The sequence below is a fragment of the Variovorax sp. Varisp46 genome, assembly GCF_059491885.1.
The window spans coordinates 1393236-1417551 of the sequence record NZ_CP168515.1 but is presented as its reverse complement, the minus strand read 5'-3'; the positions used below and the strand labels follow the sequence as shown (position 1 = coordinate 1417551).

Genomic DNA, 24316 nt, shown 5'->3' with positions numbered 1-24316 from the left:
GTGGACGCCGCATAAAATGCCCCGCGCCTCGAAAAATCATTATCGACCCAACCCACATGACCCACGACGAAATCCTCGCCCAGTTCGGCCCTCGCGAAGCCATGGAATACGACGTGGTCGTGGTCGGCGGCGGCCCGGCCGGCCTCTCGACCGCGATCCGGCTCAAGCAGTTGGCCGCGCAGCACGAGAAGGAGATCTCGGTCGTGGTGCTCGAAAAGGGCTCGGAGCCCGGCGCGCACATCCTCTCTGGCGCCATCATGGACCCGCGCGCGCTCAACGAGCTGCTGCCCGACTGGGAGGAACTCGGCGCGCCGCTCAACCAGCCCGTGACCGACGACGCGATGGTGTTCCTCGGCGAGAAGTCGGGCCTGCGCACCCCCAACCTGTTCCTGCCGGCCTGCTTCCAGAACCACGGCAACTACATCATCAGCCTCGGCGCCTTCACCAAGTGGCTGGCGCAGCAGGCCGAGAACATGGGCGTCGAAATCTTCCCGGGCTTCCCCGCGGCGGAAGTGCTCTACAACGAAGACGGTTCGGTGCGCGGCGTGGCCACCGGCAACATGGGCGTGGGCAAGGACGGTGAACCGACCGAGAACTTCCAGCTCGGCATGGAGCTGCTGGGCAAGTACACCGTGTTCGCCGAAGGCGCGCGCGGCCACCTCGGCCGCCAGCTCATCGCGAAGTACAAGCTCGACGCCGGCAAGGACCCGCAGACCTACGGCCTCGGCGTGAAGGAAGTGTGGGAGATCGACCCCAAGCGCCACCAGCCCGGCTTCGTGCTGCATACGGCCGGCTGGCCCATGAAGAGCGACACCTATGGCGGCGCCTTCCTCTATCACATGGAGGACAACAAGGTCACGATGGGCTTCATCACCGGACTGGACTACAGCAACCCCTACCTGAGCCCGTTCGAGGAAATGCAGCGCTGGAAGCTGCACCCCAACATCCGCTGGTACCTCGAAGGCGACGAGGCCCAGGGCATCAAGCCGGCCAAGCGCATCGGCTACGGCGCGCGCGCCATCACGGCCGGCGGCCTGATGTCGCTGCCCAAGACGGTGTTCCCGGGCGGCGCGCTGGTCGGCTGCGAGGCCGGCTACCTCAACGTGAGCCGCATCAAGGGCAGCCATGCGGCCATCAAGACCGGCATGCTGTGCGCCGAAGCCGCCTTCGAGGCGGTGCAGGCCGGCCGCCAGCACGACGAACTCACGGCCTACCCGGCCGCGTTCGAGAAGAGCTGGCTCTACACCGAGCTGAACAAGGCGCGCAACTTCAAGGCCTGGTTCAAGAAGGGCCTGGGTATCGCGACCTTCATGAACGGCATCGAGCAGTGGCTGCTCAAGGGCCACATTCCATGGACACTGCACCGCAACAAGCCCGACCACCTCTACCTGAAGCCCGCTTCGGAGTGCAAGCCCATCGTCTATCCGAAGCCGGACGGCAAGCTCACCTTCGACCGCCTCTCCAGCGTGTTCATCAGCAACACCAACCATGAAGAGCAGCAGCCGGCCCACCTGACGCTGAAGGACGCGACGGTGCCGGTCAACATCAACCTCGCCAAGTTCGCCGGCCCCGAAAGCCGCTACTGCCCGGCCGGCGTGTACGAGTTCGTGGGCACCGAGGACGGCAAGCAGCGCCTGCAAATCAATGCGCAGAACTGCGTGCACTGCAAGACCTGCGACATCAAGGACCCGACGCAGAACATCGTGTGGGTCACACCCGAAGGCGGCGGCGGGCCGAACTACGTGGGCATGTAAGGCCTCCTTGCCTCGTCGGCGAGCCCTCTTCGGAGGGCTTTTTCATTTCGGCTCTCCGCTGCGCTTCGTGTTGCCGGAGCCTCGCGTATTCTGGCGGCTCACAGGAGACGAAACCCATGCACATCGTCATCACCGGCGGCGCCGGTTTTCTGGGCGCTCGCCTCGCCCGCACGCTGTTGAAGCAAGGCCCCCTCTCGCTGGCCGGCGCACCGGCCCGGCCGATCGAGCGCATCACGCTGGTCGACCGCGTGGGCGCGCCCGCCGACCTCGCGTCCGATGCGCGCATCGCCACCGTGACGGGCGACCTCAACGCGCAACTCTCGCCCGATGCAGACGCGACCGTCTGGCGCGAAGCCGATGCCGTCTTCCACCTGGCCGCGGCCGTGAGCGGCGAGTGCGAGGCCGACTTCGACCTCGGCATGCGCAGCAATTTCGCAGCCACGCACGCGTTGCTCGAACGGGTGCGTGCGCTCGGCACGAAGCCAGTGCTGGTGTTCGCCAGCTCGCTCGCGGTGTTCGGCGATTCGCCCGAGCAGCCGCTGCCGAAGGTCATCGAAGACCACACGCTGCCCACGCCGCAGACCAGCTACGGCATCCAGAAATTCATCGGCGAGCAGCTGGTGGCCGATTTCACGCGCAAGGGCTTCGTGCGCGGGCGCAGCGTGCGGCTCATGACGGTGAGCGTACGCCCGGGCAAACCCAACGGCGCGGCCTCGGGCTTCTTCAGCGGCATGATCCGCGAGCCGCTGGCCGGCCTGCGCGCGGCCTGCCCCGTGCCCGATTCGACGCCTGTCGCCATCGCGTCACCGGCGCGCACCATCGAGGGCATCATCCGCGCCGCCGAGGCGAGCGATGCGCAGTGGGGTCCGCGCACCGCACTGAACCTGCCCTCGCTGGCCACCACCGTGGGCGAGATGGCCGCGGCGCTGGAGCGCGTGGCCGGCAAGGCCGCCACCGCCCTGCTCGATCGCACGCCCGACCCGGCGATCATGCGCATCGTGAAGACCTGGCCCGGTCGCATAGAGACCGCGCGCGCCAGGACGCTGGGTCTCGGCTGCGACGAGAACTTCGAGACGGTCATTCGCGAGTACGTCCGTGAAAATCCCGACGCGGTGAAACTCCCTGGTGTTGCATAGTCGGGGCCAAGCGCACCTGACGCGCTCCTGACCTCAACTCCCCGGAGACACCATGAAATTCGGCCCCATTGCCGCCGCTTGCCTTTCGCTCGCCCTGAGTTCGGTCGCCTTCGCGCAGACGACCATGAAGATCAGCATCTCGACGGCACAGAACTCCCACCAGGGCGTGGCCATCGACACCTTCGCCAAGGAAGTCGAGAAGCGCACGGGGGGCCGCTACAAGGTGCAGACCTTCTACAACGGTTCGCTGGGCGGCGAGCGCGAGTCGATCGAGGCGGTGCAGCTGGGCACGCAGGAACTGGCCTTCTCCTCGACCGGCCCCGTGCCCAACTTCGTGCCCGAGACCAAGATCCTCGACGTGCCCTTCCTGTTCCGCGACAAGGCCCATGCGCGTGCCGTGCTCGACGGCCCCATCGGACAAGACCTGCTGACCAAGTTCGACGCCAAGGGCTTCAAGGCGCTGGCCTGGGCCGAGAACGGCTTCCGGCACATGACCAACAGCAAGCGCGACGTGAAGGCCCCCGAAGACCTCAAGGGCCTGAAGATGCGCACGATGGAGAACCCGGTGCACATCGCGGCCTACAAGGGCTTCGGCATCATCACCACGCCGATGGCCTTCCCCGAGGTGTTCACCGCGCTGCAGCAGGGCACGGTCGACGGCCAGGAGAACCCGCTGCCGGTCATCATCTCGGCCAAGTTCGACCAGGTGCAGAAGCACCTGTCGCTCACGGGCCACGTCTACTCGCCCTGTATCTTCCTGATGAACAAGGCGAGCTTCGACAAGCTCAGCGCCGCCGACAAGCAGGCCTTCCTCGACGCCGCCAAGGAAGGCACCAAGGCCAACCGCGCGCGTGTCGACGAGGACGACGCCAAGGGCGTGGCCGACCTGCGCGCCAAGGGCATGACCGTGATCGACAACGTCGACAAGGCCAAGTTCGTCGCCGCGCTGGCACCGGTGAACGCCCAGTTCGAGAAGGAATTCGGCAAGGCGAATCTCGACAAGATCCGCGACTACAAGTGAAAGAAAAATTCCTTGGCATCGAGCGCTGGACCACCGGCGTGTCGATGGTCCTGGCCTGCGTGATGCTGGTCATTGCATCGGCCCTGGGCGTGTTCCAGATCATCACCCGCTTCGTGCTGGAGCAGCCGGCCGAGTGGAGCGAGATCCTGATCCGCGTGAGCCTCATCTGGATGGTGTTCCTCGGCATCCCGATGGCGTTCCGCCAGGGCGCGATGGTGAGCGTGGACGTGCTCTACCGCTGGAGCCCGCCGCGCGTGCGCCGCGTGCTCGACGCGGTTGTGAGCATTGCGGCGCTGGCCCTGATGCTCGTCATCCTCTGGTGGGGCTGGGACTATGCGATGCGCGGCCGCGTCCAATCGATGGCCGGGCTCGAGAGCCTCTCCATGATGTGGTCCTACCTGGCGCTGCCGGTCGGCTCGCTGTTCTGCCTGTTCGGCATCGTCGGCAATTTTCTCGATCCCAAGCGGCTCGAACTGGAGACCGCGCAATGAGTGTCGTGATGGTTGCAACGATGGTGGTGTGCTTCGCACTGTCGATCTCGGTGGCGGTGTCCATCGGGCTGGCGTCGATCCTGGGCATCCAGGTGGCCAACGCCAACATGCTGATCTCCGTGAAGGAGATGTTCAACGCGATCAACAAGTTTCCGCTGGCGGCCATCCCGTTCTTCATCCTGGCCGGCAACCTGATGGAAACCGGCGGCATCTCGCGCCGGCTGGTCGAGTTCGCCAAGAGCATCGTGGGCGGCGTGCAGGGCGGCCTGCCCATGACCTGCGTGCTCACCTGCATGATCTTCGCGGCGGTGTCGGGCTCGTCGGTAGCCACCACTTTCGCGATCGGCGCCATCCTGATCCCGGCGCTCATCAAGCACGGCTACCCCACGGCGTACGCGGCGGCGCTGCAGGCCACCAGCGCCGAACTGGGCGTGATCATCCCGCCCTCGATCCCGATGATTCTCTACGGCGTGAGCGCCGAGGTGTCCATCGGCGAGCTGTTCATCGCGGGCTTCGGCCCCGGCATCCTGATCAGCCTGGCGCTCATGCTGTTCGTCTGGATCTACTGCAAGTGGAAGGGCTGGGGCAAGAACGACGGCGACGGCCGCATGCCCTTCGGCCGCGCGCTGTGGCAGGCCGGCTGGGCGCTGCTGATGCCCGTCATCATTTTGGGCGGCATCTACGGCGGCATCTTCACGCCGACCGAGGCCTCGGCGGTGGCGGTGTTCTACGCGCTGGTGGTGGGCATAGTGATCTACCGCGAGATCAAGCTGCAGGACCTGTACGCGATCCTGCGCAAGTCGGTGCTGTCGTCGGCGGTGATCATGTTCATCATCGCCAACGCGGGACTGTTCGCGTTCCTGATCACGCGCGCAGGCGTGCCCGACGCCATCGGCCACTGGCTGCAGGAAGTGCTGAAGTCGCCCGCGATGTTCCTGCTGGGCGTGAACGCGGCGCTGTTCATCATCGGCATGTTCATCGAGACCAGTGCGGCCATCATCGTGCTCGCGCCGATCCTGGCGCCGGTAGCAGTGCACTTCGGCATCGACCCGGTGCACTTCGGTCTGATCATGGTGGTGAACCTCGCGCTGGGCATGATCACCCCGCCCTTCGGCGTGAACCTGTTCGCGGCCTGTACGGTGGCCCGCATCTCGCTCGACCGGATCATTAAATACCTGGTGCCCTTCGTGCTGGTGATCCTGGCCTGCCTGATGGTGATCACCTACGTGCCGTGGATCTCGCTCGCGCTGCGGGACCTGGTCTACGCCAGGTAGCCGAGGCGCGGTCCACGCCGGGCAGCGCGCCCGGCGTGCGGCGGAACGCGCGGGCCGCCCCGGGGCAGCCAATGGCCCTGCGAGGCAAACGGTTCATGAAGATGTCATCGGTTGCAACGATGCTGCGGCCCTCGACTCCCCAAAGCTGTGGCTGCCATGTTTCCCACCAAGACCGACAAGGCGCGCGACGAACTCCAGGGCGGACAGCGCACGCTCAGCCAGCGCGAGCGCGCCCTGCTGCTGATGGCCGACGGCCGGCGCTCGCTGACCGACTTCAGCGCGCTGTTCCCCGACCGGCATGAAGCCGAGCTGGCGATCCGGGCGCTGATCCAGAGGGGCTACCTGCAGAGCCCGCAAGCCGCGGACGCACCGGCACCCGCCCAGCCCGTGCCGATCCCCGCCAACGAACCGATCCGCCTCCCCACCTCGGCCGATACCTTCGACGGCAAGCGCTCGCTGGCCACCACGCGCATGTTCCTGTTCGACATCTGCGAGCGCATGTTCGTGCGGCGCGACCCGAAGTTCGCGCTGCAGATGCGCGACGCGCTGCGCGAGGCGCGCGACCGCGAGGCGATGCTGACCATCGCCGCGCTGATGCTGACCGAGATCGAGAAAACCGCCGGCGTGGAGCGGGCCGAATCGCTGCGCGAGCGCATCGACCGGCTGCTGCCGCCGGCCGAAATCGTTCATTGAAGAGCGCACCCCGGGCGCGAACGCAGCCTGTGACACCATCGCGAGGTGAACTCCGCTCCTGAAAAACCGCCCCTGTCCGACCGGCTTCGCGCCTGGGCCCGGCGCGTCAAGCGCGACGGCGTCACGCTGTGGTTCGCCGGCAGGCATGCATCCACCCCGTGGTATGCCAAGGCACTGGGCATGTTCGTGGTCACCTACGCGCTCAGCCCGATCGACCTCATTCCCGACTTCATCCCGGTCCTGGGCTACCTCGACGACGTTCTCCTGCTGCCGGGGCTGATCTGGCTTGCGATCCGGATGATTCCGCCGCCGGTGCTCGCGGAGTGCCGCCGGCAAGCCGACGACTGGATGCAGAAGTCGGGCGCCAGGCCAACCAGCCGGTATGGCGCCGCGCTTGTCGTGGCCGTGTGGATCGCGGTCGGCGTCGCGGCGTGGCGCCTGTGGTCGCGATAGGGTGAAGGGCAAATCCGGCGCTGCGGGCTGCGCGATCCACTACACTTGCCGGGGTCAGGAGAGAGCCCCGCACGCCGGGGCCGCCGAAGGCGCAGGGGATTCCCGAACGCTCAGGCAAAAGGACTGACAAGGCACTGGTGGACACCGGTGTTTCCTTGCTGGAGAGAGGCCGTTGCCAAGCAACGGCCCACCGAAGGAGCAAACCCCGATCGTGGGGCGAATCTCTCAGGTAAAGCGGACAGCAGGGGTGGCCCATGGCGTTGCAGCCATGGATTTCGACTGCCCCTTTGGAGTGCCCCGTGGCTGCTTCTTCCGCTCCCTCCGACGCCCCTCTTCTCAAAACGCCGCTGTACGACCTCCATCTGGAGCTCGGCGCCCGCATGGTGCCTTTCGCCGGCTATTCGATGCCCGTGCAATACCCCGCCGGCCTGATGGCCGAGCACAAGCACACGCGCGATGCGGCCGGCCTGTTCGACATTTCCCACATGGGACAGCTGCGCCTCGTCGGGCCCGATGCGGCAGCCGCCTTCGAAACCCTGATGCCCGTCGACGTGATCGACCTGCCCGCCGGCAAGCAGCGCTACGGCCTGCTGCTGAACGACGAGGGCGGCATCCTCGACGACCTGATGTTCTTCAACGAAGGCCACGGCTCGATCTTCGTGATCGTGAATGGGGCCTGCAAGGTGGCCGACATCGCGCACATCCAGCAGAAGATCGGCGCCCGCTGCGACGTGCAGCCCCTGCCCGACCACGCCCTGCTCGCACTGCAAGGCCCGCAGGCCGCCGCCACACTCGCGCGGCTGTCGCCCGGTGTCGAGCGCTTCGTGTTCATGACGGGCGGCGCAGTGCAGATCGGCGGCATTCCCGCCTTCGTCACCCGCAGCGGCTACACCGGCGAGGACGGCTTCGAGATCTCGGTGGCCGCCAAGGACGCCGACGCCCTCGCCCGCCTGCTGCTGGCCCAGCCCGAGGTCAAGCCCATCGGCCTGGGCGCGCGCAATTCGCTGCGGCTCGAAGCCGGCCTGTGCCTGTACGGCCACGACATCGACACCACCACCACGCCGGTCGAGGCCTCGCTCAACTGGGCGATGCAGAAGGTGCGCCGCACCGGCGGCGCGCGCGCAGGCGGCTTTCCGGGCGCCGCGAAGATCCTGGCGCAGCTCGCAGCGGCCACCGTGGGCGCGGCAGGCCACACCGACCACGACACGCTGAAGCGCAAGCGCGTGGGCCTCGTTGCCCTCGAACGCATTCCGGTGCGCGACGGCACGGTGCTGCAATCCTTCGAAGGCCAGGACATCGGCCTCGTCACCAGCGGCCTGCTCGGCCCTACCGCCGACCGCTGCATCGCCATGGGCTACGTGGCCACCGCCTTCGCCGAGCCGGGCACGCGCATCCAGGCCATCGTGCGCGGCAAGCCGGTGCCGATGGAAGTCTCGACCATGCCTTTCGTGCCCACCCGCTACTACCGCGGCTAGGCTACGCACCCCGATCATCATTTTTTCCACGAGGAGTTTTTCACATGAGCATCAAGTACACCAAGGACCATGAATGGGTCTCGGCCGAAGGCGGCGCGGCCACCGTCGGCATCACCGTGCACGCGCAGGACGCGCTGGGCGATGTGGTGTTCGTCGATCTGCCCGAAGTCGGCAAGACCTTTGCCCAGGGTGAAGTCGCCGGCGTCGTCGAATCGGTCAAGGCCGCGGCCGACGTGTTCATGCCCGTGTCGGGCGAGATCACCGAAGTGAACGAAGCGCTGCGCGCCGACCCCTCGCTCGCCAACAGCGACCCGCTGGCCGGCGGCTGGTTCTTCAAGGTCAAGCTGAGCGAGCCGGCGCAGCTCGACGCGCTGCTCGATGCGGCCTCGTACGACAAGTTCGCCGCCGAGTCTTGATGCGCTGCTGAACACGGACCACCGCTCCCGCCCCTCCCGCCCTACCTCTCCGCCATGTCAAGCCACGCCCTCCCCTCCCTGCAACAACTAGAGAACGCCGAAGAATTCCTCGCCCGCCACATCGGCATCGATGCGGCGGACGAGGCGCGCATGCTGCCCGTGATCGGCTCGGAGACGCGGGCTGAGCTCATCGACGGCATCGTGCCCGCGGCCATTCGCCGCGCGAAGCCGATGCGGCTGCCCGCACCGGCGACCGAAGCCGATGCGCTGGCCGAGCTGAAGGTGATGGCGTCGAAGAACAAGGTGTTCCGCAATTTCATCGGCCAGGGCTACTACGGCACGCACACGCCGGGCGTCATCTTGCGCAACGTGCTCGAGAACCCCGCCTGGTACACCGCCTACACGCCCTACCAGGCCGAGATTTCGCAGGGCCGCATGGAAGCCCTGCTCAACTTCCAGACGATGGTGTGCGACCTCACGGGCATGGCCATCGCCAACGCATCGATGCTCGACGAAGCCACGGCCGCGGCCGAAGCCATGACGCTCGCCAAGCGCAGCGTCAAGAGCAAGAGCAACGTGTTCCTGGTGTCGGGCGACTGCCATCCGCAGACCATCGAAGTCATCAGGACGCGCGCTGCGCCGCTGGGCATCGAGGTGAAGGTGAGCACCGTGTCGGAAACGCTGCCGCACCTGATGGTGAGCGGCGAATTCTTCGGCGTGCTTGCGCAATACCCCGCCACCACCGGCCACGTGCACGACCTGCGCCCGCTCGCGGGCCACGCGCACCAGTGCGACGCCGCCCTCATCGTCGCGGCCGACCTGCTGGCGCTGACGCTGCTGGTCGCACCCGGCGAGTTCGATGCCGACATCGTCTGCGGCACCACGCAGCGCTTCGGCATGCCGCTGTGCAACGGCGGCCCGCACGCCGCCTACCTGGCCTGCCGCGATTCGTTCAAGCGTTCGCTGCCGGGCCGCCTGGTGGGTGTGAGCGTCGACACGCACGGCCAGCCCGCCTACCGACTCGCGCTGCAGACGCGCGAGCAGCACATCCGCCGCGAGAAGGCCACCTCCAACATCTGCACCGCACAGGTGCTGCCGGCCGTGGTGGCCAGCATGTACGCCGTGTACCACGGGCCCGACGGGCTCACGCGCATCGCGCAGCGCGTGGCGGCGCTCACCGCCATCCTCGCCCGGGGCCTGTCGCAGATGGGCCGCGAGCCGGTCAACACCACGGCCTTCGACTCGCTGACGATCCGCACCGGCGACGATACGGCCGCGATCATCGAGCGCGCGCAGGCGGGCGGCGTCAACCTGCGCCAGCGCCTGCAGCAGCACCTGGGCATCTCGCTCGACGAGACCACCACGCGCGCCGACATCGAGACGCTGTGGGCGCTGTTCGTGCCCGCCGGCACCCCGATGCCGCGCTTCGACGACCTGGCCGCCAACACCGCGCCGCTCATTCCCGAAGACCTGCGCCGCACCAGCGCCTTTCTCACGCACCCGGTGTTCAACACCCACAAGAGCGAGACCGCGATGCTGCGCTACATCCGCAGCCTGTCGGACAAGGACCTCGCGCTCGACCGCAGCATGATCCCGCTGGGCAGCTGCACCATGAAGCTCAACGCGACCAGCGAGATGATCCCCATCACCTGGCCCGAGTTCGCCAACATCCACCCCTTCGCACCGGCCGAGCAGCAGCAGGGCTATGCGCAGCTCGACGCGCAGCTGCGCGCATGGCTGTGCGAGGCCACCGGCTATGCCGGCATCAGCCTGCAGCCCAACGCCGGCTCGCAGGGCGAGTACGCGGGCCTGCTGGCCATCAAGTCCTTCCATGAGGCCAAGGGCCAGGGCCACCGCAACATCTGCCTGATTCCGTCGTCGGCGCACGGCACCAACCCGGCCAGCGCGCAGATGGTGGGCCTGCAGGTGGTGGTGACGGCCTGCGACGCACAGGGCAACGTCGACATGGACGACCTCAAGCGCGCCTGCGAGAAGCACAGCGCCCACCTCGCCGCAGTGATGATCACCTACCCGAGCACGCACGGCGTGTTCGAGACGCGCGTGAAGGAACTGTGCGAGCTCGTGCACGAGCACGGCGGGCGCGTGTACGTCGACGGCGCCAACATGAACGCACTGGTCGGCGTGGCCGCGCCGGGCGAATTCGGCGGCGACGTGAGCCACCTGAACCTGCACAAGACCTTCTGCATTCCGCACGGCGGCGGCGGCCCGGGCGTGGGCCCGGTCTGCGTGGTCGAAGACCTCGTGCCCTACCTGCCGGGCCATGCCACGGCCGGCATCGCATCGAACGGCGTCGGCGCCGTGTCGGCCGCGCCGCTGGGCAATGCGGCCGTGCTGCCGATCAGCTGGATGTACTGCCGCATGATGGGCGCCAAGGGCCTGCAGGCCGCGACCGAAACGGCCATCCTCAGCGCCAACTACATCAGCGCGCGCCTGAAGGACCACTACCCCACGCTGTACGCGAGCCCGAACGGCCACGTCGCGCACGAGTGCATCCTCGACCTGCGCCCGCTCAAGGACACCAGCGGCGTCACCGCCGAGGACGTGGCCAAGCGCCTGATCGACTACGGCTTCCACGCGCCCACGCTGAGCTTCCCGGTGCCGGGTACGCTGATGGTCGAGCCGACCGAGAGCGAGCCTCTGGCCGAGCTCGACCGCTTCGTCGACGCGATGATCGCCATCCGCGGCGAGATCCGCCGCGTGGAGGAAGGCGTCTGGCCGAAGGACGACAACCCGCTCAAGCACGCGCCGCACACGGCCGCGAGCCTGCTCGGCACCGAATGGCCGCACCCCTACTCGCGCGAACTCGGCGCGTTCCCGCTGGCCGAACTCAAGCAGGCCAAGTACTGGCCGCCGATCGGCCGCGTCGACAACGTGTACGGCGACCGCAACCTGTTCTGCAGTTGCGTGCCGGTGGGCGAATACCAGGAAACCGAAGAGGCCTGAGAAGGCCCGCAGGCGGGCTCAGCCGCGCCGCGCCGCGGCGCCCTTCTTCGGTGGGGATTCGCGGCGATAGATGGCCCACTTCACAGTCAGGATGTCCGCGGCGATCTTGGCCGCGTTGACGCCCGCATAGGCCTCGGACGGGTTGAACTGGAATGCCTCCTGGTATCGCTTGACCTGCGCGTAGTCCTGGTCGAAGGTCATCGGACCCATGAGTTCGGCAGGATCGGCGCCCGCGGGAAGCGCGAGGAATTTCTCCGGATCGGTGGCACTCTGGTAGAGGTCGACGCTCATCGGGTTCATACGTTTGTCCTCGAGATCTTGGTCTTGGGAACAAATCATCTGCGGCATCTGCGCGGCATGCAATCGGTCCGCGCCTACACGGCGCACCGTGCGCGTCAGGGCTGTTTCTTCTTCGCCAGGCCGGCCGTGGCGATCTGCTCGCGGAAGCCGCGCAGGCTGGCCTTCAGCCTGCGTTCGTTTTCGAGCCCCACCCGCACCATGATCTTCTGGCCGGAAGAAAGCGACTCCAACTGCGGATCGGCGTATTCGTAGCGCACCCAGGGCCGCTGCGAAGGAACATTGCCCTTCACCTCGACCAGCCGCACCTGCACCGGGCCGGCGGGCTCCGGCGCCTGCAGCAGGTGGTCGATCACGGCGATGAGCCGGTCGTTGAAGTAGCGCCCCGGATAGCCGAGTTCTTCATAGGCTTGCTGGAACAGCGGGTAGAGGCGGGCATACGTCTTGGCCGCCTTCGCAGGATCGACCGATTCGGCAAACAGCACGATGGCGTTGTAGCGCGCGGCGTTGTTGGGCGCGATGACCTGTTTCTCGCCCTGCCCTGCGGTGGTGAAGCGCTGCCTGGCCGGCTGCACCGGCCACGCACTCGCTGGCGCCTGCTCGCGCGCGAGGTTGTCGACCGTTGCCACGAAGCGGCGCACGACACCGTCGAACTTCAGGAAGTCGGCCACGTTCTTGCTGCCGAGCAGGTCGACGAGCGCCTTCATCACGCGCGTATCGGAATCGGTGACGGTAGGCAGCCCCGTGTCGGGCACGGCAATCGCGTCGATGGGGTTGCGCGGCTCCAGGGACTCGGGCGCGGGCACGGGCGCCGGCGCGGGCGCGAGCCCGTCGTTCGGCGCCGCGGCCACCGGCGGGGCCTCGGGTAGTTGTTGCTGCTGCTGATACCAGCGCCAGCCGACGAAGGCCGTCCCGAGCACCACCAGCATGAAGGCGACGATGGCGCCTATGGGCATTTCGCGGCGTGGCCGGAATTCGGGGGAATCGTCCCCGGAGCCGGGGGTATCTCGGTCGGACATGGCTGCACTTTCCTTCTGCTAAGGCTGTGTGTGATGCGGAGAGACCGGTCATGTTGCACCAATCGGGCGCTCCATGGCACCACGGCCGCGTAACGCCCTGTGTCGCCCCGTGCCGCGCAAGCTGCGCAATCAGGCCGCGTCGGTGGGCCCGCTCAGCGATTGCAGCCAGGCAATCGACCCCTGCAGCTCGGCCGGGCGGATCTCGTGCGCGCCCGGAAAGTCCGAGCCCGACAGCGCCAGCGGCAAGCCGCGCGCCAGCTCGCGCGTGGCCTGCGCGGCGCTCGGCGGAATCACGTTGTCGGCGCTGCCATGGCTCACCCACAGCGCCTTGCCCTCGAAGGCCTCCGGCGGCGCGATGTGTGGCACCACCTGCGAGAGCAGCCGGCTGTGCCACACCATCGCGGCACGCACGCTCTGCGGCTTGGTAAGCAGCTGCGACAGCGACATGATGCCGCCCTGGCTGAAGCCGCCAACCACCACCCGCTCGGCCGGCACGCCGAGCTGCTGCGAGGCCGAGGCGATCATCTCGCCGACGAGGAAGCGGCTTTCGCGCTCCTGCTCTTCGTTGATCTGCCGCTCGCCGTTCGGCAGCACCTGGAACTCGAACCACGCGTAGGCACCGGGCGACAGCACATACGGCGCGCGCAGGCTCAGCACGTGGAACTGCGGCGGCATCAGCCGCGCGAGGCCGAACAGGTCCTGCTCGTTGCTGCCCACGCCGTGCATCAGCACCAGCAGCCAGGGTTCGCGGGCCTCGGGCCGGGCCGCGTGTTCGAGGAATTTGAGGGGCAAGTGAAGTTGAGGCATCGATGGATCTTCAGACGGTTGCGTGAAAGCCTTGCGCGAGCGCGCGGGTAACTTCGGCCGCCGGCACCTCGCGGCAGCCGGTTGCGTTCTGCCCCGACCACAGCGGAGAGAAATCGCCGCTGCCCTGCGCCTCGGCCTTGGCCCGCAGCGGCGCAATGCCCGAGGTGGCCAGCGGAAACTCCGGCGCGGCCTCGCCGATGGGCCCCAGGTCGCGCATCACACGGTTCACGATGCCGCGGGCCGGTCGGCCGGTAAAGAGATTGGTCAGCGCCGTGTGCCGCGCGGCCCGGCCCTTGAGCGCCTCGCGGTGCAGCGCGCTGGTCGTCGCCTCGGGCGTCAGCATGTAGGCCGTGCCCACCTGCACGCCTGCAGCGCCCAGCGCCATGGCCGCGGCCACGCCGCCCGCATCCGCGATGCCGCCGGCCGCGATCACCGGCACCTTCACTGCATGCACTACCTGCGGCACCAGCGCAAAAGTGCCGAGCTGCCTCGTCAGGTCGTGCGAGAGGAAATGGCCGCGATGCCCGCCGGCCTCCAGTCCTTGGGCGATGACGGCATCGGCGCCGCGCGCTTCGAGCCACAGCGCCTCTTCCACCGTGGTGGCCGAGGCCAGCACCTTCGCGCCCCAGCCGTGCACCCGCGCCAGCAGCGCCTCGGACGGCAGTCCGAAATGAAAACTCACCACCGGCGGTGCGAATTCGGCCAGCAGCTCGGCCACCTCGGCGCTGAAGGGGTTGCGGCCCGGCCCGGTCGGAATCCCGGCCGCATCGATGCCGAACTCGGCGTAGTAAGGCGCCAGCGCGGCGCGCCACGCCGCCTCGCGCTCGGCGCTCGGCACGGGCGGCGTATGGCAGAAGAAGTTGACGTTGAAGGGCTTGTCGGTGCCCGCGCGGATCGCGGCGAGCTCGCTGCGCATGGCCTCGGGGCTCAGCATGGCGCAAGGCAGCGAACCGAGGCCGCCTGCGTTGCTCACCGCGATGGCCATCGCGCTGCCCTGAATGCCGGCCATCGGGGCCTGGATCAACGGGAGTTCGGTGCCGAGAATCTGCTGCAGCGTGGTCATGAAGGCGCTCCTTTTGTGTCGGATACCGCCAATTCTCCCGCCAAGGCGGAGTTGCCTCCCGCAACAGGGCCATCGCCCGTGGATCAGCTCACTCCTCGCTCGTCCACTCCACCTGCACGCCAAGGCTGCGCAGGTTCTCGACGAAGCGCGGATGGGCGCGGCGAATGGGCGTGGCGTTGCGGATCTCGGAACGCCCTTCGATGCTCGCCGCCACCATGAACAAGGCGATCGCCACGCGGATGATGTACGGGCTTTCGACCACGGCCGGCGTCAGCGGATTGCCGCCGAAGGTGATGAGCCGGTGCGGGTCCGAAGAGAACACGTGCGCGCCGAACTTCGACAACTCGCCCGTCCAGCCCAGCGCCCCGTCGTACACCTTGTTCCAGAACATCGCATTGCCCTGCGCGCGCACGCCCAGCGCGATGAAGATCGGCAGCAGGTCGACCGGAAAGTAAGGCCACGGCGCCGCCTCCACCTTGGTCAGCACGTTGCTCGTGAAAGGCGTCTGCACCTTCAGCGGGCCGCTGCGGATGGCGCGCGACCAGCCGTCTTCATGCACGATCTGCACGCCGAACTTCGCGAACGTGCGGTCGAGCAGCGGAAAGTTTTCGGGTGCGCTGTTGCGCACGACCACGTCGCCGCCGGTGATGGCGCCCAGCGCCAGGAAGGTCGTGATCTCGTGGAAGTCTTCGTCGAAGCGGAACTCACCGCCCTTGAGCGTGCCGCCGCCGTGCACAGTGAGCCGCGAGGTACCCATGCCTTCGATGCGCACGCCGAGCATCGCCATGAAGCGGCAGAACTCCTGCACGTGCGGCTCCGACGCCGCATTGGTCAACGTCGAAGTACCGCCCGCTGCGGCTGCGCACAGCACGAAATTCTCGGTGGTCGTGACGGAGGCGTAGTCCAGCCAGTGGTCCGTGGGCGTGAGGCGGCCCGCGCTGCGCACCAGCAGCGAGCCTTCGGTGCGCTCCACCTCGCCGCCGAAGCGCTGGAACACCTCCACGTGCGGATCGATCTCGCGCACACCGAGCGTGCAGCCCTTCACGTTGTCCTCGAGCCGCGCCACGCCGAAGCGCGCCAAAAGCGGCGGCACCAGCATGATCGACGAGCGCATCTCCTCCGGCAGCCGGTGGCGCGATGCGTCGAAGGCAGTCTCGCGATGGTGCAGCTCGAGCGTGCCGGTCTCGTGGTCCATGCGCACGTCGCTGCCCAGGGTGCGGAAGATGTCGAGGATCTTGCGCACGTCGGTAATGTCGGGCACGCCGTGCAGGCGCAGCGGCTCCCAGGTGAGCAAGGTGGCACAGAGCACCGGCAGCACGGCGTTCTTGTTGGCGGAGGGGGTGACGCGGCCACGCAGCGGCGTTCCGCCGTGCACGATGAGGTTGGACATGGGGGGCGAGCGGAAAAGCGGGAGGCGGTGGAAAAAAGGGCCGCGGACGATCCGAAACCGGAGACGGGAACTTTACCGTCTGGCAGCAGCCTGGATGGCGCCGAAGTTGTAAGCACTTCAAATGGCGGCCCTGGCATCCAGCCGGCTCGGCGAAGCGACTCGCGACGAACTTGTTACTCCCCGCGACACGCGTGCCCCCGCTAGATTGGCAGCACTCGGCCAGAGCGCCGGAAAGCACACCTCGAAGGAACCAGGAAATGACCCACGCCTACACCGGCGGCTGCGCATGCGGCGCAGTCCGCTACGAGATTTCAGCCGAGCCCATCTTCCAGAACGACTGCCAGTGCCGCGACTGCCAACGCAAGAGCGGCACCGGCCATGGCTCGTACCTCACCTTCCCGCGTGGCGGCGTGAAGCACAGCGGCCAGGCCGCGCTGTGGGACATGGTCGGCGACAGCGGCAACGTCAAGACCCGGGCGTTCTGCCCGCACTGCGGCTCGCCCGTGTACATGACCTTTGCGGCGATGCCCGACATCTTCACGGTGCACGCCGCGAGCCTCGACGACCCTGGCCGGTACAAGCCACAGGCGGTCACGTATGCCGTGCGCGGACATCGATGGGATTTTCTGGACCCGGCATTGGCCAAGTTCGACAGGATGCCGCCGATGTGAAAGGAAGGCGAGGCCCTGCCCCGCCAGCGCCTCGCACTGGACTCGATCCGCGCGTGAAGGAGGCCCGGCGTTGCCGAGAGAAGTCGCTGCAGCGAGGCGCGCTGGCATGCGTCGAAGAGAGGCGCGGGGTCTGGGTCGGATGAGCCGGCATCGCGCTGGTCTTCGTCCCAGGCGAACAACTGGACGAGCGTTTGCGCGCCTTGCACTACGTCGCGGGCGTCATTCAGGAAGACGGCTTGCCTCTGTTGGGAGAGATCGAGCTTCCCGCCGGAACAGACTGCTCCCGGCTCGCCCGCGCGGACCTGGCCGGCTCGCCTCAGACTCCCGAGCGCTTCGATGAGCCACAGATGGCGCGCGCGAGCAACGCCTGACTCCTAGGCCGGCGGAGTTGCGCGAAGACCGAGAGCGGTTCAGCATCCTCATCCCCTCCAAGCCCAACAACCAAACACGGAGACCCGAATGAGAAAGCTCAAGATCATGGAGCACGTGTCGCTGGACGGCGTGATCCAGTCCTCCGGCGAAGACGGCTTCCCGTATGCCGACTGGACGGCGCCCTACCGGACTCCCGCCGGCCGGGACGAGGTGCTCGCCGCGCACGGCGGGCGCTTCGACCTGCTGCTGGGCCGGCGCACCTACGACATGTGGTCGGACTACTGGCCGAAGATGCCGGCCAGTCCGATGGCTGATGGCTTGAATGCGGCCACCAAGTTCGTCGTCACCCATCGCCCGGAAAGCCTCGCGTGGGGGCCGTTCGAGGGCGTCGGGCCGGACCCGGTCGAGGGCGTGCGGCGCATCAAGTCGAAGGCTGGCCCGGACCTGGTTCTGTGGGGCAGTTCCACGTTGACATCGACGCTGCTGGAGCACGGACTTGCGGACGAAGTCATGCTGATCCTCTATCCGGTGCTGGTGGGCACGGGCAAGCGCTTCTTCGCCGAGGGGACCCCGGGGTGTTCCTTCGAGCTCGTCAGCACGAAGACGACGCCGTCCGGCCTTGTCCTCAATACCTACAGGTTCGCCGCGCCGTTGAGGCCGGCTTAGGCCGTTGGACAGCGCGGCGGCGGGCCTCAGTGTCTGCCATGGTGAGAAGGAGGCCTACACCTACCTTATCCAAGAACAGACCTGTAAATTGCCAAGTCTTCGTCTGAAAAACAGCAGAACGTGACCTCTGCAATGACCGAAGTTTCTTCCAACGCAGCGCGGACCGCATCAACGGCCACCTGCGCAGCCCGTTCGATCGGGTAGCCATAGATGCCCGTACTGATGCTCGGAAACGCCACCGTTCGCGCCCCGTATTCGTTTGCGAGCATCAGCGATTTTCGGTAGCAGGACGCCAGCAGGTCCGCCTCGCCGTTTACCCCTCCCCTCCAGACCGGACCGACCGTATGAATGATGAAGCGGGCCGGTAGCCGATAGCCTTTTGTGATCTTTGCATCACCTGTTTTGCATCCCCCCAGCAAGCGGCACTCATGTACCAGCTCAGGACCTGCGGCGCGGTGGATTGCTCCATCGACACCGCCCCCGCCAAGCAATGACGAATTGGCTGCATTGACGATGGCATCGACCGACAGCCCAGTGATGTCGGCTCGAATAGCATGAAGTCTTGTTTTCATGAGATGTGCTGGAAGGCCCGACCGTCCGCTACTGTGGCTGAGTTCTGCCGGAGCGGTCGCCCGATCGGGCTGGCGTTAGCCCTCTGGATGAAACAGTTCCGGCAAAAGTCGGTGCGCGTATTCAGCCTTAAAGCCCAGGCATCCCTGAAGTAGGCGGTGTTTCGCTCAAGGTCCGGCACAGCCAGCACGAACGAAAACGGGCGCAGTTGGTTTGCTTGTGACATCGGACCTCCCTTGGCGTGGCAGTTTATGGCTCCTGGCCGACTGTAGCTGGTCGCGCTACCGTCGCGAAAGGGCCCTAAGCCGCCATCGTTGCGAGCCGAGAGCGGTCCTTCAAACCTCCCCCAACGCAGCTGTCCGTTCTTGGCACATGCAGTCATTACCGACAACTCACAAGGCCAACCACTTCTGGTGTCCTCTTAGCTCGCAACACGGGACATAGACTTACGAATCGATTCCAAGAGTTCTTCTGTAGGCAGTTCGACAGACGGACCATCGGTGCGGAATCCGTCAAGGTTGCGCAGCAGACCACCGACTCTTGATGGAGCGAAAGACCACCCTTCGACGTTGGACCAACCTCGCGCAACTAGGAATCCATCTTGGCGACGAGTGCAGCGCAGCCAACCAGTGTATTGGTCCGAGAAGTCATATGGCAGGAAGGCGATCTCATCGACGCGCAGCTCGTTTAGCACTTCCAGCCATTGCTCCAACACTCGCCACAGGACGGCTCGAGTCTTCGCTGCGTCTTCGACTTCTGGCTGCAGGTAGTCATCAAGCGCTAGGTAATAGGAATCGCAAACCCAAGTCTGTCCTGCCCACTCCAATACGATATCGTTGTGCTCAGTGCCGTTGTCGACGAAATTTAGGCTCAAACCCATCGTGAATTTCCCCTTTTTGTCGTGCGAATCACAAAGATCGAAGGATTCACTTCGTCAAATCTGTGTGCAGTGCTGAGCGGCCGCTTCTGGCCGGCTGTTGCCGGTCGCTCAAGCGTTGCGAGGTGCCCAAAGCAGCCCGTGGCCAACGTTAGTCATCAACGCCTGTAGTCCAGCCTTGCGCTCCGCAAAATTCCTTGACATGGTGGAATTCGGCGTCTGTGACGTGATACAGATAGGCAAACGCGTGTAGAGCCCCGCACCGCTCGTAGACCAACACAGCATCGTTCATTATTTGCGCTGGAAGAGCCGCCAAACCGTGGACAGAGTGCTCTGCCGGTATCGGGTGTCCGAGGGCAGACTCAATGCGCGGGTGCATATCTGGAAATGCCATATTCAACGTTCGCTTCTGACCGGTTGTTATGCGACCTAGTGTAAGTGTGCCCGCGCTGTTCGAACCTTCTGTCTAGGAGGCGAAACTAGAGGGCGGTAGCGAACGTCGGCTTGTGGCCGATAGTACCTATTCGAGCGAGCCTTTCGAAGGCTGGCAGTCGCTGCATGGCCGTCCTTCGTGTGCGCCCGCTTTAGGGCTACGCTGAAGTAGCCACCCTTTTCGGAATCGAGCATGCTGCACGCTTTGGATTGCGCTGATCGGCACTCAGGGATGACAGTTTTTTCCCGTGTCGGTGCATCGGCGCGCTGCTTTGGGCGGCCTTCTGCGTTTTACGGGCGCACGCGCACCAGCAGCAACCCTCGGCTCATGTAGATGTTGGCCAGCGCAAGGGCCGTGAATGCCCTGGTCGCGTTCTTATGGAGCCCACGGTATCGCACCTTGCTGAAGCCCCACAGTCTCTTGACCACCCCGAACACGTGCTCGACCTGCGCGCGCACCTTGGACTTGTTGCGGTTGCGCCGCCTCTGGCCCTCATCGGGCACCCCGTCAATCTTGCGCACACGCTCGTTGGTGCAGTCCAGCGCCGCAGGCGCTTTGCTGGCGATCAATTCCTGCTGGCCCGCGTAGGCGCAATCTCCGTAGACCTTCAACTCTTCGCCGTGCAGCAGTTCGGGCAGTGGGTGCTTGTCGTGCACATTGGCCGCCGTGACCACTGCGCTGTGGGCCAGCCCCGTGTGGCTGTCCACGCCGATGTGCAGCTTCATGCCGAAGAACCAGTTCTTGCCTTTGGCCACCTGGTGCATCTCGGGATCTCGCTTCTTGTCGGCGTTCTTTGTGGAGCTGGGCGCACTGATGATCGTGGCATCCACAATCGTGCCGGCGCCCACCTTCAGGCCATGGCCTTGCAGCACTTCGCCCACCTTGGCGAACAGCGCTTGCCCAAGATGGTGCTTCTCGAGAAGCCGGCGAAACTTCAGCAGCGTCGTCGCATCCGGAACGCGCTCGCGACCCAGGTCGATGCCTACGAAGCTGCGCAAGCTGGCGCTGTCATACAGCGCCTCTTCGCAGGCCTCGTCAGCCAGATTGAACCAGTGCTGCACGAACAACATGCGCAGCATCCGCTCCAGCCCGACGGGCGGGCGCCCGCCTTCGCCTTTGGGGTAGTGCGGCTGCACCACCGCACAAAGCTCCTCCCAGGGCATGACCTTGTCCATCATGTTGAGGAACACGTCACGCTTCGTAGGCCGGCGGAATTGCTCAAAACCTTTGTCGGCGGCCATCGCCAAGGTCTGTTGCTTCATGTTCTGATCAACGAATAAGCCTGGATGGTGGTGGACCTTTTTCAGCGTAGCCCTAGCGGTCGAGCTCTACATCAAGCTCGGTAAACGCTTCAGAGCGACCATTCGTCAGCTGGGTTACCCAACAAAGAATGCCTTGAAGGGCTGGTGCCGGGAATTCGAGCAGCGCCTCGATGAGGGCCCTGGGCTATCCCGGTCGAGGGACGTTGACCGCATGGATTCGCGAGGCGCTTCCTGAGACCATGAAGGCCATGGTTGGCAAGTCTGGGCCTCCAAGGTATCCAGAGGCATTGAAGCACGCCGGAGTCATCGGACTTTGCAATCGAGAAGAAGGCGCGCAGGCTGTGGCCGAAAAGCTGGGCGTGTGCAGGCCGACGCTGTACAACTGGGAAAACGGAACTGTTCTACCCTCGGGACTGGAGGGTCGCCACGGTCGAACAGTTCATCAAAGAAGTCCTACATCCGCTGGTACAACGAGAAGCGGATCAAGATCTCCCTTGGCTCTCTCAGCCCCATCGAATATCGAGAGAGTCTTGGACTTGCGACATAAAACCAGTCCCAAGTTTTTATCCGCCCCCAACGTAGTGTTTCAGCAGCCAACCCCAGTAGCTGGTCAAGCAAGCTTAGTCCTTCGGGCTAGGTAGCGTTGCGGGCCGGTATCGATTTCGCATCGACCAACGCCTGTGCGTTGGGCTTGGTGCACGGGCCCGCGCATTGCGGCCCTCGCCCTTGTTCAACTCTCGGATCGGTCCGGAACTCGCCCAATACTGAGCGCGTCGGACGCGGTGCACCGAGATGCAGGTAACGCAGTTCATCCATCAAGGCACTCCAAAGCGAAGGACCGCCCTTTTCCAGCAACTCCGAGCGCAAAGACGCCTCCGGATGCGTATGCCGAAGGCCCCAGGCCGCCATACATGCGAGCAGAGGTACAAGCTGTATGGCCGCTTCCGTGAGGCTGTAGATGCCTTTCTGCTGATGATTCGGATCCGAAGATCGTGTCAGCAGGCCAGACGCGGTCAAGTGCTTCAGCCGGCTTGCGAGGATGTTCGAGGCGATGCCTTCCTTGTTTTGCTCAAGCAGAGCGCCATAGCTGCGCCTGTTCTCGAACATGACATCGCGGATGACGATCAGGCTCCAGCGGTCGCCGATCTGCTCAAGCGTCAGGTTGATCGGGCAGCCCGATCGTCTTGTTTGCGACAAAGCTCTCTCCTAAATTTCTACTTGCATTATGCAAGTTGTAGGCGTACCATTCAACCACTTGCACAATGCAAGTGCCGTAGAGATCTTGGCAGATCGTTAGGAAACACTATGAAATTCTTCACCATCACTTCGCGTGCCGTGCTCGCGGTGTCGCTGGCATTCGCTGGCACCTTCGTTGCGGTAGCGCCGGCCCAAGCTGCAGCGCCGCTGCAGCACAAGCAGGTACCGGGCTTCTATCGCGCGATGATTGGCGACTATGAAGTCACCGCGCTCCATGACGGCGGCGCCGGCATTGACTCCAGCCTCCTGCATGGCGATCCGGCGCTCATCCAGTCCCTCCTGGCGCGCTCCTTCCAAAACGATCCCAAGAATGTCTCGGCCACCGTCCAAGGCTACCTCGTCAATACCGGCTCCAAGCTCGTTCTCATCGATACGGGTGCAGGCGGCCACTGGGGCGGCCCGACGCTGGGCAAGCTCGTGCAGAACTTGAAGGCCTCCGGCTACAAGCCGGAGCAGGTTGACCTGGTGCTGGTGACCCATCTTCACGCCGACCATGTTGGCGGGATCTACAAAAACGGGAAACGCGTCTTCCCGAACGCGACCGTGATGATGAAGAAGGCCGACGCCGACTTCTGGCTGTCGAAGGAAATCACGGCCAAGGCCCCGGAAGACGCAAAAATCTTCTTCAAGGTGGCACAGGATGCCGCCGCGCCTTACATCGCTGCCGGCAAGTGGAAGCCGTACGAAGGCATGGACGAAATCGTCCCCGGCATCGCGCCGCATGCCATTCCCGGCCATACGCCCGGTCACACCGGCTACATGATTTCCTCGAAGGGTCAGTCGCTGCTGGTCTGGGGTGACACCGCTCACGTCCTCGCCGTCCAGATGCCGCACCCGGAAATCGGCATCGCCTTCGACTCGGACGGCCCGATGGCCATCAAGACTCGTGAAGACCTTCTGGTGAAGCTTGCTGCGGACAAGACGATGATCGCCGCCGCCCACATGCCGTTCCCTGGCCTGGGCCGCGTTCGCAAGGCCGACACCGGCGCTGGATACGACTGGGTCCCGGCGACCTTCCTCAACCTGAAGTGAGATGAACCATGACCTACGATTCATCTTCCGTCCGCAAGCTCCGCGATGCGATGTTCGCCTTCAACATTGCGCATCCCGAACAAACCATCGAGACGCTCCGCGTTGGCATGGAGGCAATTCCACAGGCAAACCCGCCGGCGGCTGACCTGGCCGTGGAGCCGACCGAACTCGGTGGCGTGGCCGCGGTAGCGATCACGGCTCCCGGCGCATCCAAAGACCGTGTCATCTACCATTTCCACGGTGGTGGCTGGGTGGCTGGCTCTCCTGCCTCGCATCTGGGGATGCTCGGAGAGCTGTCTCGCACGGCAAAGTCCCAGGTCATCGTTCTGGACCACTCCAAGGCACCAGAGCACCCATTTCCGGCTTCCTACGACGAGTCCATCCGCGGCTACGAAGCACTGCGTGCACTTGGCAAGCCGTTCGCCGTGACAGGAGACTCCAGTGGCGGTGGCATGGTTCTCAACGTTCTTGCCTACGCGTCCTCGAAGGGCCACAAGGACGCGCGAGCAGCGCTGCTGATCAGCCCATGGGCAGACTTAACGCTGACGCTGCCCTCGTTGACGCAGTTGGCCGACCGCGACCCCATGGTCAACGCGAGTGCAATGCGGGAGATGGTCGAGGCTTACGCTGGCAACCACGATTTGAAGGATCCGCGCATCTCACCCATGTTCGCCGACATGCACGGTTTTCCTCCACTGCTCATCCATGTCGGAAGCGACGAGGTACTTCTCGACGACGCGCTTGAAATTGACCGAAAGGTGCGCGCGGCCGGCGGCGAGTCGCACCTTGAGGTCTGGCCGGAAATGCTGCACGTTTGGCACATCCAGACAGGCTCATTGCCTCAGGCCCACGACGCGCTGCAGAGAGCCGGCGAGTTTCTCGTCGGGCACCTCGAGAAATAGAAGTCGTAGACATGCGATGGG

The 24316-nt window shown here is 65.5% G+C and carries 24 protein-coding genes, 2 pseudogenes and 2 riboswitches; of the genes and pseudogenes, 17 read left to right on the top strand and 9 right to left on the bottom strand.

From position 1 onward, the window contains the following. Positions 1-56: 56 nt before the first annotated feature. The 10 genes from ACEN9N_RS06730 (at position 57) to gcvP (ending at position 11677) form a co-directional block, all read left to right on the top strand. Positions 57-1754 (top strand): electron transfer flavoprotein-ubiquinone oxidoreductase, encoded by a 1698-nt coding sequence (locus ACEN9N_RS06730; RefSeq protein ID WP_007834459.1) that lies wholly within the window; start codon positions 57-59, stop codon positions 1752-1754. Between the two features lie 116 nt (positions 1755-1870). Next, a complete protein-coding gene (denD, locus tag ACEN9N_RS06725) occupies positions 1871-2890 on the top strand; it encodes a D-erythronate dehydrogenase (protein ID WP_495655705.1) in 1020 nt (339 codons plus the stop codon). Positions 2891-2942: 52 nt separating this feature from the next. Beyond that, positions 2943-3911: a TRAP transporter substrate-binding protein gene (locus ACEN9N_RS06720; RefSeq protein ID WP_056522366.1), complete on the top strand. Its 969-nt coding sequence runs from the start codon at positions 2943-2945 to the stop codon at positions 3909-3911. Further along, positions 3908-4402 (top strand): TRAP transporter small permease, encoded by a 495-nt coding sequence (locus ACEN9N_RS06715; RefSeq protein ID WP_056522364.1) that lies wholly within the window; start codon positions 3908-3910, stop codon positions 4400-4402. Before ACEN9N_RS06720 ends, ACEN9N_RS06715 begins: the two co-directional genes overlap by 4 nt. Continuing rightward, positions 4399-5676 carry a TRAP transporter large permease gene (locus tag ACEN9N_RS06710; RefSeq protein WP_413312212.1) on the top strand — a complete coding sequence of 426 codons (1278 nt, stop codon included), beginning with the start codon at positions 4399-4401 and terminating at the stop codon, positions 5674-5676. The genes ACEN9N_RS06715 and ACEN9N_RS06710 overlap by 4 nt, the downstream gene beginning before the upstream one ends. A 156-nt stretch (positions 5677-5832) precedes the next feature. Beyond that, complete coding sequence (locus ACEN9N_RS06705) at positions 5833-6369, top strand: hypothetical protein (protein ID WP_007834449.1); 537 nt, start codon at positions 5833-5835, stop codon at positions 6367-6369. 45 nt (positions 6370-6414) lie between these two features. Further along, complete coding sequence (locus ACEN9N_RS06700; RefSeq protein ID WP_495655704.1) at positions 6415-6822, top strand: YkvA family protein; 408 nt, start codon at positions 6415-6417, stop codon at positions 6820-6822. Between the two features lie 45 nt (positions 6823-6867). Continuing rightward, positions 6868-6958: riboswitch (glycine riboswitch) on the top strand. 12 nt (positions 6959-6970) lie between these two features. Next, positions 6971-7074: riboswitch (glycine riboswitch) on the top strand. A 47-nt stretch (positions 7075-7121) separates the two neighbouring features. Further along, the gene (gene gcvT, locus ACEN9N_RS06695; RefSeq protein ID WP_495655703.1) at positions 7122-8297 is read left to right on the top strand and encodes a glycine cleavage system aminomethyltransferase GcvT; all 1176 of its coding nucleotides are present in this window, start codon (positions 7122-7124) and stop codon (positions 8295-8297) included. A 44-nt stretch (positions 8298-8341) separates the two neighbouring features. Then, complete coding sequence (gene gcvH, locus ACEN9N_RS06690) at positions 8342-8713, top strand: glycine cleavage system protein GcvH (RefSeq protein ID WP_007834443.1); 372 nt, start codon at positions 8342-8344, stop codon at positions 8711-8713. A 54-nt stretch (positions 8714-8767) separates the two neighbouring features. Continuing rightward, the gene (gene gcvP / locus ACEN9N_RS06685; protein ID WP_495655702.1) at positions 8768-11677 is read left to right on the top strand and encodes an aminomethyl-transferring glycine dehydrogenase; all 2910 of its coding nucleotides are present in this window, start codon (positions 8768-8770) and stop codon (positions 11675-11677) included. Between the two features lie 18 nt (positions 11678-11695). Here the strand turns inward: gcvP and ACEN9N_RS06680 are convergent, their stop codons facing one another. The 5 genes from ACEN9N_RS06680 to ACEN9N_RS06660 form a co-directional block, all read right to left on the bottom strand. After that, positions 11696-11977, bottom strand: a complete 282-nt coding sequence (locus tag ACEN9N_RS06680) for a hypothetical protein (RefSeq protein WP_007834440.1) — start codon at positions 11975-11977, stop codon at positions 11696-11698. Positions 11978-12072: 95 nt separating this feature from the next. After that, entirely contained in the window at positions 12073-12993 is a 921-nt protein-coding gene (locus ACEN9N_RS06675; RefSeq protein ID WP_413315138.1) for a DUF3014 domain-containing protein, read from the bottom strand. Between the two features lie 129 nt (positions 12994-13122). Next, positions 13123-13800: an alpha/beta hydrolase gene (locus ACEN9N_RS06670; protein ID WP_413315139.1), complete on the bottom strand. Its 678-nt coding sequence runs from the start codon at positions 13798-13800 to the stop codon at positions 13123-13125. 10 nt (positions 13801-13810) lie between these two features. Continuing rightward, a complete protein-coding gene (locus ACEN9N_RS06665; RefSeq protein ID WP_007834432.1) occupies positions 13811-14863 on the bottom strand; it encodes an NAD(P)H-dependent flavin oxidoreductase in 1053 nt (350 codons plus the stop codon). 88 nt (positions 14864-14951) lie between these two features. Then, complete coding sequence (locus tag ACEN9N_RS06660; RefSeq protein WP_495655701.1) at positions 14952-16253, bottom strand: UDP-N-acetylglucosamine 1-carboxyvinyltransferase; 1302 nt, start codon at positions 16251-16253, stop codon at positions 14952-14954. Positions 16254-16510: 257 nt separating this feature from the next. On the opposite strand from ACEN9N_RS06660, the gene ACEN9N_RS06655 reads away from it, so the two are divergent. The 3 genes from ACEN9N_RS06655 (at position 16511) to ACEN9N_RS06645 (ending at position 17962) form a co-directional block, all read left to right on the top strand. Continuing rightward, positions 16511-16924: a GFA family protein gene (locus ACEN9N_RS06655; RefSeq protein WP_495655700.1), complete on the top strand. Its 414-nt coding sequence runs from the start codon at positions 16511-16513 to the stop codon at positions 16922-16924. A 200-nt stretch (positions 16925-17124) separates the two neighbouring features. Then, positions 17125-17295 (top strand): hypothetical protein, encoded by a 171-nt coding sequence (locus ACEN9N_RS06650; protein ID WP_495655699.1) that lies wholly within the window; start codon positions 17125-17127, stop codon positions 17293-17295. Positions 17296-17383: 88 nt separating this feature from the next. Beyond that, complete coding sequence (locus ACEN9N_RS06645) at positions 17384-17962, top strand: dihydrofolate reductase family protein (RefSeq protein ID WP_495655698.1); 579 nt, start codon at positions 17384-17386, stop codon at positions 17960-17962. A gap of 65 nt (positions 17963-18027) precedes the next feature. Here ACEN9N_RS06645 and ACEN9N_RS06640 read toward each other — a convergent pair whose 3' ends face one another. The 3 genes from ACEN9N_RS06640 to ACEN9N_RS06630 form a co-directional block, all read right to left on the bottom strand. Beyond that, the gene (locus ACEN9N_RS06640) at positions 18028-18534 is read right to left on the bottom strand and encodes an O-acetyl-ADP-ribose deacetylase (protein ID WP_042673553.1); all 507 of its coding nucleotides are present in this window, start codon (positions 18532-18534) and stop codon (positions 18028-18030) included. 419 nt (positions 18535-18953) lie between these two features. Continuing rightward, positions 18954-19412, bottom strand: a complete 459-nt coding sequence (locus tag ACEN9N_RS06635; RefSeq protein WP_495655697.1) for a hypothetical protein — start codon at positions 19410-19412, stop codon at positions 18954-18956. Between the two features lie 720 nt (positions 19413-20132). Then, the gene (locus tag ACEN9N_RS06630) at positions 20133-21104 is read right to left on the bottom strand and encodes an IS5 family transposase (RefSeq protein WP_495655696.1); all 972 of its coding nucleotides are present in this window, start codon (positions 21102-21104) and stop codon (positions 20133-20135) included. A 70-nt stretch (positions 21105-21174) separates the two neighbouring features. On the opposite strand from ACEN9N_RS06630, the pseudogene ACEN9N_RS06625 reads away from it, so the two are divergent. Both ACEN9N_RS06625 and ACEN9N_RS06620 read left to right on the top strand, forming a co-directional pair. Beyond that, positions 21175-21496: pseudogene (locus ACEN9N_RS06625) on the top strand (IS3 family transposase); the annotation flags it as partial. Next, a pseudogene (locus ACEN9N_RS06620) lies at positions 21492-21651 on the top strand (IS3 family transposase); the annotation flags it as partial. The pseudogenes ACEN9N_RS06625 and ACEN9N_RS06620, both read left to right, overlap by 5 nt. An 86-nt stretch (positions 21652-21737) precedes the next feature. Here ACEN9N_RS06620 and ACEN9N_RS06615 read toward each other — a convergent pair. Continuing rightward, positions 21738-22301, bottom strand: a complete 564-nt coding sequence (locus ACEN9N_RS06615; protein ID WP_413313015.1) for a winged helix-turn-helix transcriptional regulator — start codon at positions 22299-22301, stop codon at positions 21738-21740. Positions 22302-22409: 108 nt separating this feature from the next. Between ACEN9N_RS06615 and ACEN9N_RS06610 the strand changes: the two genes are divergently transcribed. Further along, positions 22410-23393 (top strand): MBL fold metallo-hydrolase, encoded by a 984-nt coding sequence (locus ACEN9N_RS06610; RefSeq protein WP_209536930.1) that lies wholly within the window; start codon positions 22410-22412, stop codon positions 23391-23393. An 8-nt stretch (positions 23394-23401) separates the two neighbouring features. After that, entirely contained in the window at positions 23402-24295 is an 894-nt protein-coding gene (locus tag ACEN9N_RS06605) for an alpha/beta hydrolase (RefSeq protein WP_495655695.1), read from the top strand. Positions 24296-24316 lie beyond the last annotated feature (21 nt).